9 protein-coding genes and 3 pseudogenes are annotated in these 12,219 nt (G+C 71.7%); 5 read left to right on the top strand and 7 right to left on the bottom strand.

Translation table 11 applies throughout. The annotated features are described in order from the left end of the window. Nucleotides 1-115: 115 nt before the first annotated feature. The 5 genes from B9S58_RS19310 to B9S58_RS19285 form a co-directional block, all read right to left on the bottom strand. A complete protein-coding gene (locus tag B9S58_RS19310) occupies nt 116-1,351 on the bottom strand; it encodes an IS110 family transposase (RefSeq protein WP_103533368.1) in 1,236 nt (411 codons plus the stop codon). A gap of 428 nt (nt 1,352-1,779) precedes the next feature. Then, nucleotides 1,780-2,949 (bottom strand): XdhC/CoxI family protein, encoded by a 1,170-nt coding sequence (locus B9S58_RS19300; RefSeq protein ID WP_103533367.1) that lies wholly within the window; start codon nt 2,947-2,949, stop codon nt 1,780-1,782. Beyond that, nucleotides 2,942-5,098 (bottom strand): xanthine dehydrogenase family protein molybdopterin-binding subunit, encoded by a 2,157-nt coding sequence (locus tag B9S58_RS19295; protein ID WP_103533366.1) that lies wholly within the window; start codon nt 5,096-5,098, stop codon nt 2,942-2,944. The genes B9S58_RS19300 and B9S58_RS19295 overlap by 8 nt, the downstream gene beginning before the upstream one ends. Next, nucleotides 5,095-6,087, bottom strand: a complete 993-nt coding sequence (locus B9S58_RS19290) for a xanthine dehydrogenase family protein subunit M (RefSeq protein ID WP_103533365.1) — start codon at nt 6,085-6,087, stop codon at nt 5,095-5,097. Before B9S58_RS19290 ends, B9S58_RS19295 begins: the two co-directional genes overlap by 4 nt. Then, a complete protein-coding gene (locus tag B9S58_RS19285) occupies nt 6,084-6,662 on the bottom strand; it encodes a 2Fe-2S iron-sulfur cluster-binding protein (RefSeq protein ID WP_103533364.1) in 579 nt (192 codons plus the stop codon). The genes B9S58_RS19290 and B9S58_RS19285 overlap by 4 nt, the downstream gene beginning before the upstream one ends. Nucleotides 6,663-6,847: 185 nt before the next feature. On the opposite strand from B9S58_RS19285, the gene B9S58_RS19280 reads away from it, so the two are divergent. Continuing rightward, nucleotides 6,848-7,429, top strand: coding sequence for a TetR/AcrR family transcriptional regulator (locus B9S58_RS19280; RefSeq protein ID WP_103533363.1), 582 nt, complete (start codon nt 6,848-6,850; stop codon nt 7,427-7,429). Nucleotides 7,430-7,713: 284 nt separating this feature from the next. Beyond that, nucleotides 7,714-8,259: pseudogene (locus tag B9S58_RS19275) on the top strand (ABC transporter substrate-binding protein); the annotation flags it as partial. 40 nt (nt 8,260-8,299) lie between these two features. Here B9S58_RS19275 and B9S58_RS40245 read toward each other — a convergent pair. Continuing rightward, complete coding sequence (locus tag B9S58_RS40245; protein WP_146063532.1) at nt 8,300-8,827, bottom strand: zinc ribbon domain-containing protein; 528 nt, start codon at nt 8,825-8,827, stop codon at nt 8,300-8,302. A gap of 93 nt (nt 8,828-8,920) precedes the next feature. Between B9S58_RS40245 and B9S58_RS19265 the strand changes: the two genes are divergently transcribed. From B9S58_RS19265 to B9S58_RS39980, 3 genes and pseudogenes are all read left to right on the top strand, one after another. Then, nucleotides 8,921-9,766 (top strand): MIP/aquaporin family protein, encoded by an 846-nt coding sequence (locus B9S58_RS19265; protein ID WP_103533361.1) that lies wholly within the window; start codon nt 8,921-8,923, stop codon nt 9,764-9,766. A gap of 26 nt (nt 9,767-9,792) precedes the next feature. Beyond that, complete coding sequence (gene glpK / locus B9S58_RS19260; protein ID WP_103533360.1) at nt 9,793-11,310, top strand: glycerol kinase GlpK; 1,518 nt, start codon at nt 9,793-9,795, stop codon at nt 11,308-11,310. 170 nt (nt 11,311-11,480) lie between these two features. Beyond that, nucleotides 11,481-11,591 (top strand): annotated as a pseudogene (locus B9S58_RS39980) (GNAT family N-acetyltransferase); the annotation flags it as partial. A gap of 71 nt (nt 11,592-11,662) precedes the next feature. Here B9S58_RS39980 and B9S58_RS19250 read toward each other — a convergent pair. Then, nucleotides 11,663-12,161, bottom strand: a pseudogene (locus B9S58_RS19250) (IS701 family transposase); the annotation flags it as partial. Between the last annotated feature and the right edge of the window lie 58 nt (nt 12,162-12,219).

Here is a 12,219-nt window from a genome sequence, read left to right as displayed (position 1 = left end):
GGGACGTTCCCGGCGGATCGGGTGCCTGATGGGCAGCCCGGTGGCCGGCAGCGCCGGGGTGGCCGTGCCGGTGTGCGGGCGTGATGGGGCCTGGAGGGTAGGGGCGGCGGAGATTTCAGGCGGCGAGGTCGACGTCGTCGGGGGTGCGTGGTTCGTAGAGGGCTCCGGTGCGGATCATCGCGTGGATGACGTTCACACGTTGGCGGGCCAGGCGGAGGATGGCCTGGGTGTGGGTCTTGCCGCGTGCGCGCTGGCGGTCGTAGTAGGTCCGGGAGGACGGGTCGGACTTGCAGCCGATCGCGGCGAACGCGGCTTGGAACAGGGCGCGTTTGAGGAGGCGGTTGCCGCGGTGGGGTGCGTGCTCGCCGCGGATGGAGGTGCCCGAGGACTTGGTGGCGGGGGCGAGTCCGGCGCAGGAGGCGAGGTGTCCGGCGGTGGGGAAGGCGGTGCCGTCACCGATCGCGACGATCACGGCCGCGGTGGTCCTGACGCCCAGGCCGGGCATGGACGTCAGGAGGTGGAAAAGAGGGAGGGCCTCCAGCAGGGCGGCGATCTCCTGCTCGGCCTGACGCCGCTGGGTGTGGGCGGCGGCGAGCTGGGCGGCCAGGCCCGGCACGATCAGCGCGCTGGCCTCGGTGCCGGGAACGACAAGGGTCTGCTCGGCGAGGGCGTCGAAGATCTCGGTGGCGAGGTGGTGGGCCTTGCGCGAGCCGTGCGCCTTGAGCAGGACCTCGCAGCGGCCTCGGCCCAGCTTCTTCAGCCTGGCCGGGGAGCCGTGCCGTTCAAGGAGGGCCAGGATGTAGGGGTAGCCCAGGCGTGGGCCGACCACCCTTTCGAGAGTGGGGTGGATCTGGGAGAGCAGGCCGCGCAGCCGGTTGGTGGTGCGGTTGACCTCGCCGGCCAGGTCGTTGTCGTAGCCGGTGAGCATGGTCAGCTCGGCCAGCGCCTCGTCGTCGCGGTCCACCGCGCGCAAGGTGTGGGGCATGGTCCGGGCGGTGTCGGCGATGACGAAGGCGTCACGGGCGTCGGTCTTGGCCTCGCCGGGGTAGAGGTCGGCGGCCCGGCGCATCGACAGTCCCGGCAGGTAGGCGACCCGGCAGCCGGTGGCGCGGGCCACGGTCAGCGGCAGCGCGCCGATGTTGGCGACCTGGTCCACGATCACCAGGACGGTGCCGAACTTGGCATTGAGCTTGTCGGACAACTCCCGCAGCCGGGACTCGGTGTTGGGCAGTCTCTTGTCGTGGACGGTCTTGCCCTGCCCGGTCAGGCCGCGGGCGTGGTGGAACTCCTTGCCCAGGTCCAGGCCGAGGAACAGACCTATTCCGGAGATATCGACAGCGGTGTCGGCCATGCGCGATGCCCCTCTTCGGTCGTACCTTTCACATGCTCCCGACCGTCCCTGCGGCACCACACGCCGGCAACCACGTTACGCAGACATCCCACCCGGCAGCGGTCCGGCGTTACACCGGACCAGGCAGTCGTCAGGCCCCTCAACAGCGGTCAAGCGGTGCCCCGAAGCCCGGCGGCAACACCCCCCAGGTCATCCGTACGACAGGGGGCACACAGCCATACCGGCCCCGGGGGCCAGGCGCCCCATCTCGGGGCCACAGAAAAGGTAACGGGGCGACCGGAACACGCTCGTCCCCGGCCACTGGCTCACCGCTCACGCCGACCTCGACATCCCCACCCTCCGGGAAGCCTCCGCGCTGTCTCTTCCCACCGCGGACGAGCAGTTCGACCAGCTCGTCGCCGCCGTCATCGCCCGGATCCGCGGCGGACTCAGCTCCGGCTGACGGCCTGCCGGTCGCGGTGGGGCTCCCGGTCCGGTTCCCGGTTAAGCGCCCGGTGAATGGGCTCCGCGCCGCCGGTCAGCGGCAGGCCCGTGCCACCGTGCCGGGCCGCTACGATCTCCGCCGCGATGGACAGGGCCGTCTCCTCGGGCGTACGGGCTCCGAGGTCCAGGCCGATGGGCGAACGCAGGCGATCCAGCTCCCGGTCGCTCAGGCCGGCCTCGCGCAGCTGGCGTCTCCGGTCCTCGTGGGTGCGGCGCGATCCCATCGCGCCGACGAACGCGACGGGTGTCCGCAACGCCTCCACCAGCAGCGGAACATCGAACCGGGCCTCGTGCGTGAGCACGCACAGCACCGTGCGCCCGTCGGTCGGGGTGCGCCGGAGATAGCGGTGGGGCCAGTCGACGACGACCTCGTCCGCCTCGGGGAACCTGGCCCGGGTGGCGAAGACCGGCCGGGCGTCGCACACCGTCACGTGGTGGCCCAGGAACTTTCCGGCCCGCACCAGCGCCGCGGCGAAGTCGACCGCGCCGAAGACGATCATGCGGGGCGGAGGCACACTGCTCTCGACGAGCAGGGTGAGTCCGCCGGGGCAGTGCGTCCCGTCCTCGGAGAGGGCCACGGTGCCGGTCCGGCCGGCGTCCAGCAGGGCCGAAGCCTCGGCCGCCGCCGTACGGTCCAGCTCCGGGCGCCCGCCGAGCCCGCCCTCACGGGTGCCGTCGGCACGGACCAGCAGGGCCCGTCCCAGGACCCCGTCCGGGCCGCTCACCACCCGGGCGAGGGCCGCCCCCGCGCCGGAGACCGCGGCGGACAGCGCGGCCCCCAGCACTGCGCGTTCCGGGGAGTCCGCGCGGACCGGCGTGACCATGATGTCGATGCCCCCGCCGCAGGTCAGCCCGACGGCGAAGGCGTCCTCGTTGCTGTAATCGAACTGTTCGCGCACGGTCTCGCCGTCCTGGAGGGCCTGCGCGCACAGTTCGTAGACCGCGCCCTCCACACAGCCGCCGGAGACCGAGCCGATCGCCGTGCCATCGCTGTCGACGGCGAGGGCAGCGCCGGGCCCGCGCGGCGCGCTGCCGCCGACGGAGACAACGGTGCCGACGGCGAACTCCCGGCCCTCCGCCATCCACCGGTGCAGCTCGCCGGCGATGTCAAGCATCCGCCGCTCCCCCGCCGGGCAAGGCCGACGCCGACGCCGCGAGGACGCGGTCGGGGCGGATCGGCAGGTCCCGGTGGCGTACGCCGGTGGCGTGCCAGACCGCGTTGGCCACGGCCGCCGCCGCACCCACGATGCCGACCTCCCCGACGCCCTTGATGCCGACCGGGTCGTCCGGATCGTGGTCGTCCACCCAGTCCGCCTCGATGTCCGGGACGTCGGCGTGCGTGGCCACGTGGTAGCCGGCGAGATCGGGGGCGTAGTGGCCGCCGGTGTTCCGGTCGCGGACCGCCTCCTCGTGCAGGGCCATCGAGATGCCCCAGATCATTCCGCCGACGAGCTGGTTGCGGGCGGTGAGCGGATTGACGATCCGGCCCGCCGCGAAGATGCCCAGCATGCGGCGGACCCGGACCTCGCCGGTGGCGGTGTCCACGGCGACCTCGGCGAACTGGGCCCCGAAGGAGTGCCGTTCCTTCTGCGCGAGGGCGCCGAGGGCCTCGGTGGTGTCGGACCGCACGGTGATGCCCTCGGCGGGGACGGACGTGGTGACCGCGAGCCGCTCCCGCAGTCCGGCGGCGGCGGCCGTGACCGCCCAGGCCCAGGAGCGGGTGCCCATGGATCCGCCGGCGATCATCGCGGGGCCGAAGTCGCTGTCGCCGATGCGGACGCGGACCCGTTCGGGCGTGGTCTCCAGCGCGTCGGCGGCGACCAGGGTGAGCGCGGTGCGGGCTCCGGTGCCGATGTCGGCGGCGGCGATCCGTACGGTGAAGGAGCCGTCCGCCTCCGCCGTGACCAGGGCCGTCGAGGGAGCGGCCCCGGCTCCGTAGGAGGCCGCCGCCGTGCCGGTGCCCAGCAGCCAGCGTCCGTCGCGGCGCGTGCCCGGGCGTGGGTCACGGTCCGCCCAGCCGAACCTGCGGGCTCCTTCGCGGAAGCAGGCCGCCAGATTGCGGCTGCTGAACGGGAGCCCGGATACGGGGCCGACGTCCGGTTCGTTGCGCAGGCGCAGTTCGATCGGGTCGACGCCGGTGCGTTCGGCGAGCTCGTCGAGGGCCGCCTCGATCGCGAACGACCCCGGGGCCTCCCCCGGGGCGCGCATCCAGGTCGGCGACGGCACATCGAGCCGTACGACGTGGTTGGCGGTGTGGTGGGCGTCGGCGTCGTACAGCACCCGGGCGACGCCCGCGCTCGGCTCGACGAACTCGTACACCGTCGACGTCTGGTTCAACGAGCGGTGCTCCAGGGCCAGCAACCGGCCGTCGGGGGCCGCGCCGAGCCTGATCCGCTGAGTGGTGGGGCTGCGGTAGCCGCCCAGCGAGAACATCTGGCGCCGGGTCAGCACGACCCGCACCGGGCGCCGCAGGGCGGTGGCGGCCATCACGGCGGACACCTGGTGGGCGCGCAGGCCCTTGCTGCCGAAGCCGCCGCCGATGTGCTCGGAGCGCACCCGTACCGAGGACGCGTCGAGCGAGAACAACGTGGCCAGCTCACTCTGGACCCAGCCGGCGCCCTGGTTGGAGTCGACGACCTCCAGCCGGCCGCCCTCCCACCTGGCGGTCGCCGCGTGCGGCTCCAGCATGCTGTGCTGCTCTTCGGGGGTGGTGTACCGCGCGTCCACCACGTGGGCGGAGGCGGCCAGCCGGTCCTCCAGATCACCCTTCTCCGTCTCCGCGGGCATATGGCCGGCGGCGGGGTAGGCGTCGGGGTGGCCGGCGACGAGCACGGTGTCGTGCGGCTCCTGGTCGTACGTCACCACGAGCGCTTCGGCGGCCTCCCTGGCCTCCTCGGGAGTCTCGGCGACGACCAGCGCGACCGGCCAGCCGGCGAACGGCACCCTGTCGTTCTGGAAGACGGCGGAGGCCGGGTCCGGCGGGATGCCGAGCATGCCGACGTAATCGGTGTTCAGGAGGGGGGCGTTGCCGTGGTGCAGCACGGTGAGCACGCCCGGCATGCCGAGGACCGGGGCGGTCTCCACGTCAAGGATCCGGCCACGGGTGACCGTGGACAGCACGAGCCAGCCGTGGGCCAGGTCCGGGAAGGGGATCTCGCCCGCGTAGCGGGCCGCGCCGGTGACCTTGTCGCGGCCCTCGACGCGGGTGTGGGCGACGCCGACGGCGCCGCGTACGGCCGGGGGGCCCGGCGTGGTGGTCGTCATCGGGCGTCCCCCTCGGCGAGTTCGGTGAGTACGGAGACCACAAGGTTGCGCATGAGGGTCACCTTGTATCCGTTGTCGGGCAGCGGCCTGGCGGCGGCGAGTTCGGCGTCCGCCGCGGCGGCGAAGGTCGCGCCGTCGGCCGGTGCGCCGGTCAGCACGGCTTCCGCCGCGCGGGCGCGCCAGGGCCGGGAGGCGACGGCTCCGAGGGCGAGGCGCGCGTCCCGTACGCGGCCGTCCTCGATGTCGAGCGCCGCGGCGACGGAGCCGATGGCGAAGGCGTACGAGGCGCGTTCGCGCACCTTGCGGTAGCGGGAGCGGGCGGTCACGGGCGCGGCGGGCAGGCTGACGTGGGTGATCAGCGCGCCGGGCGGCAGGGCGGTCTCCCGGTGCGGGGTGTCGCCGACGGGGAGGTAGAAGTCGGTGATCGGGCTCTCGCCGGGCCCGTCGGCGCTCTCGTAGGAGACCACGGCGTCGAACGCCGTCAGCGCCACGCCCATGTCGGAGGGGTGCACGGCCACGCAGTGGTGGGAGGCGCCGAGGACGGCGTGGTTGTGGTGCTCGCCGGCGACGGCGGGGCAGCCGCTGCCCGGGGCCCGCTTGTTGCAGGGGCCCGACACATCCGTGAAGTAGCCGCAGCGGGTGCGCTGGAGGAGGTTGCCTCCCACGGTGGCCATGTTGCGCAGCTGCCCGGAAGCCCCGGCCAGCACGGCCTGGGCCAGCGCCGGGTAGTGGCGGCGGATTTCGGGGTGGGCGGCGAGGTCGCTGTTGGTGACGGTCGCTCCGATGCGCAGGCCGCCGTCCGCCGCGGGTTCGACGCGGTCCAGGGGGAGTTCGCGGACGTCGACGAGCCGGGCGGGGCGCTCCACGCCGGACTTCATCAGGTCGACGAGGTTGGTGCCGCCGCCGAGGAACCGCGCGTCCGGGTCGGCGGCGAGGAGGGCGACCGCACCGGTGACGTCGCGGGCGCGCTGGTAGCCGAACTCCTTCATGCGGCGGTCTCCTTCGTGGCTGCGGACCGGTCCTCGGCGTGGGCCTCGGCGGCCCGGGTGACGGCCTGGACGATCGAGACGTAGGCGCCGCAGCGGCACAGGTTGCCGCTCATCCGCTCGCGGATCTCGTCGGGCGTCAGCGGTGGCGGCCCCGCCTGGGGGCCCAGGTCGTCGGTGACGGCGCTCGGCCAGCCGGCCGCGTGTTCCTCGATGACGGCGATGGCCGAGCAGATCTGCCCGGGTGTGCAGTAGCCGCACTGGTAGCCGTCGAGGTCGAGGAAGGTCTGCTGGACGGGGTGCAGGTCATCGCCCTCGGCCACACCTTCGATGGTGGTGATCTCGCGCCCCTCGGACGCGACCGCGAGGCTGAGGCAGGAGACGACGCGCCGCTGGTCGACCAGGACGGTGCAGGCGCCGCACTGTCCTTGGTCGCAGCCCTTCTTGGTGCCGGTGAGATCGAGGCGCTCGCGCAGGGCGTCGAGGAGGGTCATGCGGTGGTCGATGGACAGGTGGTGCTTCTCGCCGTTGATGTTCAGGGTGATCGCACTGGACGTCGATGAGGTCGCTGGGGCCATGATCAGCCTTCTCTGGTGTCTGGTGACGAGGAACCGGGTCGCCGGCCGACGACCGCGACCGGCGAACGCGGCCGGCGCTAAGGTAGCTCTAACCGGACTGTTGTCCGCTCATGGAGAAATAACGTAACGGACAGCTGTCCGGTTAACAAGGACGGGTTTCGGCCACGAACCCGCGAGGAGGATCCGTGTCCCAGCCGGAGAACGACACCCCCCTGCGTTCGGACGCGCAGCGCAACCGCGAGCGCATCCTGCGCGTGGCCATGGTCGAGCTGACGCTGCGCGCGGACGCCCCACTGAGCGCGATCGCCAAGAAGGCGGGCGTCGGGCAGGGCACGTTCTACCGCAACTTCCCGCACCGGGAGGCACTCGTCCTGGAGGTCTACCGCTACGAGATGCAGCAGGTCGCCGACGCCGCGGGCGAGTTGCTGGAGACCCGCCCGCCCGAGCAGGCCCTGCGCGAATGGATGGACCGCCTCGCCCGGTTCGCCATGACCAAGGCCGGTCTGGCGGACGCGATCCGACTGGTCACCAGCGCGCCCGGCGGCCCCGCCAGGCCCGGCCCCACCCCGATCATGGAGGCGGCCGGAACCCTCCTTCGCAGCTGCGAGGAGGCCGGGGCCATCCGCCCCGGGGTGACCCCGGACGACTTCTTCCTCGCCATCGCCGGCCTCTGGCAGATCGATCCGCACGAGGACTGGGAGCCGAGGGCCGGCCGGCTCCTGGACTTCGTCATGGACGGGCTGCGCGTGGGGGCGACCGGCCGGTGACCGGACCACCCGCCCCCGGGTGTCGGCGGGCCGTGTGATGATGCCCCGTACAGCCCTCGGACCTGGGAAGAGACCGACGGCGCGTCTCGCGCAGAACACGGACGGGAGCAGTGGGTTGCGCCAGGATGGGGCGTCCATACCGGACGAGGAGTGGGAGCGTTTCCTCAAGGAGGCCGATCAACAGCCCACCCTGGAGCAGCCGTTCAGCGGGTCCCCGGCCGTACGCTGGAGCGACGGAACGGCGGGCATCCAGCCGCCCGGGGCACGGGCGACCGGCTGGATGAGTCCAGATCCTCCCGTACGGCGAGGCGGAGAACGCCGACGCCTTCGCCGTGACCGAGGAGACCGAGGAGACCGCCGAGAAGTACGGCCTGAAGTCCCTGGCCGACCTCGCGAAGCACAACGGCAAGCTCGTCATCGGCGCGGCACCCGAGGTCAAGAAGCGCATGGTGGGTTCGGTGGGTCTCAAGAAGGTCTACGGCGTGGAGTTCAAGGAGTTCAAGTCCCTCGACTCCTCCGGACCGCTGGTCAAGGGGTCCCTCAGGAAGGGCGATGCTGACGTGGCGAACCTCTTCACCACCGACACCGACATCGCCGCCGAGGGCTGGGGCGTCCTCACCGACCCCAAGAACCTGATCCCCGGCCAGCACGTCGTTCCGCTCATCGCCGACCGCAAGGCCGACTCGACGGTCCGCAAGGCGCTCGCCCGCCTCGGGGCCGTCCTGACGACCGAGGACCTCACCGAGCTCAACCGCCTGGTGGACAAGGACCGGAAGGACCCCGAAGACGTCGCGAACGACTGGGCGGCGGAGCACGGCATCAAGAATTGACATGCTCCTCGGGCTGAAGCCCGAGGATTCCGGCCTTCCCCTACCGGGTGCTGTGCCGCTTCGCGGCACGGTGGTGGGTGGGGGATTCCGAGGCTTCCTGTTTCCGCAGGCGTTTCGGGTCTCCGCGATGCCCCTCGGCGACCTTGAGCGTGTACAGCCGTCTGCCCTCTTGGAGGGTGTTGTCGGCGGCGTCGGTGTCTCTGTCGTGCACGGTTCCGCACCCCTGACAGGTCCGGGTACGGACGCTCAGGGGTTTGGGACCGTCGATACGGTGACAGTCCGGATTCGAGCAGCGCTGGGAGGACGGGACCATCCGCCCGACCCGCTGGAAGACCCGCCCGTACCGGGCTGCCTTCGCACCGCTCCCCCGGGCGTGCGCCGACAAGGCGGACGTCCTGGTCGTGCCGCTCTCCTTCCTTCCCACCCGATCGGGCGAGCGTCGTCGCCGTCCGCTCCCGGCGGATTCGCCCCGCCCGGGCGGTCCGCCGGCCGTCCGACGCCCTGCCCCCAGCGCCCTGCCCGCCTCGACCCCTGGGCGTCGTGATGGGCCCCGCAAGCCCAACCCCATCAGCCCGATATGCCCCACCTGGTGAAACGTCTTAGCCTGCTGACACTGCTCGGATAGTCGACAGCCGGCGCCGTCGGCGGAGGGCGAGCTTCCATGGCTGAACTACGCAGAAAATCCGGACTGGTCGGCGAGTTGTCCGCCGAGTTCGCGGGCACGATGATCCTCATCCTCTTCGGATGCGGGGTCGTGGCCCAGGTGGCGGCAGGCGGAGCCCTGACGGATCCGCCCGGCGGACTCGGGGACCACGACAGCATCGCCTGGGCGTGGGGGCTGGGCGTGACGCTGGGCGTCTACGTGGCGGCACGGCTGAGCGGGGCCCATATCAATCCCGCGGTGACGCTCGCGCTGGCGGCGTTCAAGGGGTTCCCGTGGAGCAAGGTGGCTCCCTACGCGCTGGCGCAGACAGCCGGTGCGTTCGTGGCCGCGCTCCTCGTCCGCTGGAACTACAGCGAGGCGCTGGCGAAGGCCGACCCCGGGCACACCATCAAGACTCAGGGGGTGTTCTCCACGCTGCCCGCCAATGGCAACCCGGCGCTGCCGGTCCACGAATGGGGTGCGTTCCGCGACCAGATCATCGGCACCGCCATCCTGATGCTGCTGATCATGGCCGTCACGGACATGCTCAACACCCCGCCCGGGTCGAACCTGGGCCCGTTCATCATCGGCCTGATCGTGGTCGCGATCGGCATGGCCTGGGGCACCAACGCGGGTTACGCGATCAACCCGGCCCGTGACTTCGGCCCCCGGCTGGCGAGCTTCCTGACCGGCTACGGCGGTGCGTGGCGGGACCAGTACGGAAATCTCTACTTCTGGGTGCCCATCCTCGGCCCGCTGGTCGGCGCCCTGCTGGGCGCGGGTTTCTACAAGGCGTTCGTCGGACGGTTCCTGCCGGCCGCCGTACCCGAACCGCCGGGGCGCGTCCCGGCACCCGAGGACTGACCACACGGCCGGAGAGGCGACACATCATGGCGGACTTCATCGGCGCGGTGGACCAGGGGACCACCAGCACCCGGTTCATGATCTTCGATCACGGCGGCAACGAGGTTGCCAAACACCAGCTGGAGCACGAGCAGATCCTGCCCCGCTCCGGCTGGGTGGAGCACGATCCCGTGGAGATCTGGGAACGCACCAACTCGGTCATGCAGAACGCCCTGCGGCACGGCGGTCTTTCGCCGACCGACCTGGTGGCGATCGGGATCACCAACCAGCGCGAGACCACGGTGGTCTGGGATCCGCGCAACGGGCGGCCCTACTACAACGCGATCGTGTGGCAGGACACCCGTACCGACGCCATCGCGGCGAATCTCGAACGCTCGGGGCAGGGCGAGGTCATCCGCCGCAAGGCCGGGCTGCCGCCGGCGACGTACTTCTCCGGCGGCAAGATCCAGTGGATCCTGGAGAACGTCGACGGCGTACGGGAGGCGGCGGAGGCCGGCCACGCGATCTTCGGCAACACGGACGCCTGGGTCCTGTGGAACCTGACCGGCGGCCCGAACGGGGGTATCCACGCCACCGACGTCACCAACGCGAGCCGCACCATGCTGATGAACCTGGAGACCCTCGACTGGGACGAGGAACTCCTGGGCTTCTTCAGCATCCCCCGGTCGATGCTTCCGAAGATCAACCCCTCGTCGCACCCGGAGGCCTACGGGTCCACGCGCACCTCACGCCCGCTGAGCGCCGCCATTCCCATCGGGGGCGTCCTCGGCGACCAGCAGGCGGCCACCGTCGGCCAGGTCTGCTTCGCCCCCGGCGAGGCCAAGAACACCTACGGGACCGGCAACTTCCTGGTGCTCAACACCGGCACCGAACTGGTCCGCTCGCAGAACGGCCTTCTCACCACCGTGGCCTACCAGTTCGGCGACAGCCCGGTGGTCTACGCGCTGGAGGGATCGATCGCCGTCACCGGTTCCGCGGTGCAGTGGCTGCGCGACCAGATGAAGATCATCAAGTCGGCGCCCGAGAGCGAGGAGCTGGCCCGGAGCGTCGAGGACAACGGCGGCATGTACTTCGTCCCCGCGTTCTCCGGCCTGTTCGCGCCGTACTGGCGTTCCGACGCCCGCGGCGCGATCGTCGGCCTGGCCAGGTACAACGACAACGCCCATCTGGCGCGGGCCACTCTGGAAGCCATCTGCTACCAGAGCCGCGATGTGGTCGAGGCCATGGAACAGGACTCCGGAGTCCATCTCGACATGCTCAAGGTCGACGGCGGTGTCACCGCCAACGACCTGTGCATGCAAATCCAGTCCGACGTCCTGGGCGTCGAGGTCAGCCGTCCCGTCGTCGCCGAGACGACCGCTCTCGGCGCCGCCTACGCGGCGGGGCTCGCCACCGGTTTCTGGCAGAACACCGACGAGCTGCGCACCCAGTGGCACGAGTCGAAGCGCTGGTCGCCCCAGTGGTCCGAGGAGCAGCGCGCGGAGGGCTACGCGGGCTGGAAGAGGGCGGTGGAGCGCACCCTCGACTGGGTGAAGGTCCCCTGACCGCTGCCGGCCCTCCCCCGAGCGGCGGCTCGGGGGCCCTCGCACAGGTTGGCCGTCCTACCCGTCCCACCCGACGCACCGCGACGAGGGCCGGCCCATGTCCAGCAGCACCAGGATCCGCCTGATCGCCCGCCGACGCCGCCCCGATCGCCGCGCACCGGGCGCGGGACGCCGAGGCCTCCACCAACCTGGAGAACCTGCCCTCCCAGCAGGTGCTGCGCCGCAACGGGTTCACCCCGTAAGGTGTCGCGCACTCCGCGATCCTTCTCGACGGGAGCTGACGGGACGGGCTGCTGTGGGAGCGGATCCTCGGCGACTGAGCCGGTCAAGGTCCGCCGACAGGCCCTAGTACTGCAACCGTGCTTGCAGTGGCGAAGCCGACGGCGTCGGGTATCCCGGCGGCCCGGCAGCGGGCCGGGTCCTCGGTCCAGGAGCGCGGAACATACAGCTCCCGGTCGATCGCCGCGTGCCCGAGCGGGGTTGAGTAGGCGAGGTAGACGGCGACCTGGCTGTTCTCGATGCGGCCTGCGGCCTGCGGTGCCGGTGTACTGGCGCTGCACGCCCACCGTGCCGGTGCCCTTCTTCAGGTCGCCGGTCTCGTCCACGACCAGCACCGCGTCCTCGTGGTGCAGGTGCTCAACGACGAAGCCCCGGATGTCATCGCGTACCGCGTCGGCGTCCCATCTGGCCCTCGACAGCAGGTGCTGCAGACCATGCGGATTCGCGTCCCCGGCATGCTCGGCGAGCGTCCAGCAGTTCTTGCGCGGCAGGCCCGACAGCAACCCGAGGACGAACGCCCTCGCCCGGCGACGGGGTTCCACCCGGACGAACCGTCCCGCGATACGGCCCATCAAGGCCTCGAACGCCTCCTGCCAGCGAGCAGGATCTATGCTGTGACCCGCGGCCACC

The sequence above is a fragment of the Streptomyces sp. SM11 genome, assembly GCF_002910905.1.
In the GTDB taxonomy this organism is placed as follows: domain Bacteria; phylum Actinomycetota; class Actinomycetes; order Streptomycetales; family Streptomycetaceae; genus Streptomyces.
This window is presented reverse-complemented; position numbering and strand designations above follow the sequence as displayed.

What these genes read in the sequence shown, in the direction of transcription:
- B9S58_RS19310 (WP_103533368.1), bottom strand. Translation starts at nt 1,351, where the DNA reads ATGGCCGACACCGCTGTCGATATCTCCGGAATAGGTCTGTTCCTCGGC.
- B9S58_RS19300 (WP_103533367.1), bottom strand. Translation starts at nt 2,949, where the DNA reads ATGCTTGACATCGCCGGCGAGCTGCACCGGTGGATGGCGGAGGGCCGG.
- B9S58_RS19295 (WP_103533366.1), bottom strand. Translation starts at nt 5,098, where the DNA reads ATGACGACCACCACGCCGGGCCCCCCGGCCGTACGCGGCGCCGTCGGC.
- B9S58_RS19290 (WP_103533365.1), bottom strand. Translation starts at nt 6,087, where the DNA reads ATGAAGGAGTTCGGCTACCAGCGCGCCCGCGACGTCACCGGTGCGGTC.
- B9S58_RS19285 (WP_103533364.1), bottom strand. Translation starts at nt 6,662, where the DNA reads ATGGCCCCAGCGACCTCATCGACGTCCAGTGCGATCACCCTGAACATC.
- B9S58_RS40245 (WP_146063532.1), bottom strand. Translation starts at nt 8,827, where the DNA reads ATGGGGTTGGGCTTGCGGGGCCCATCACGACGCCCAGGGGTCGAGGCG.
- B9S58_RS19265 (WP_103533361.1), top strand. Translation starts at nt 8,921, where the DNA reads ATGGCTGAACTACGCAGAAAATCCGGACTGGTCGGCGAGTTGTCCGCC.
- glpK (WP_103533360.1), top strand. Translation starts at nt 9,793, where the DNA reads ATGGCGGACTTCATCGGCGCGGTGGACCAGGGGACCACCAGCACCCGG.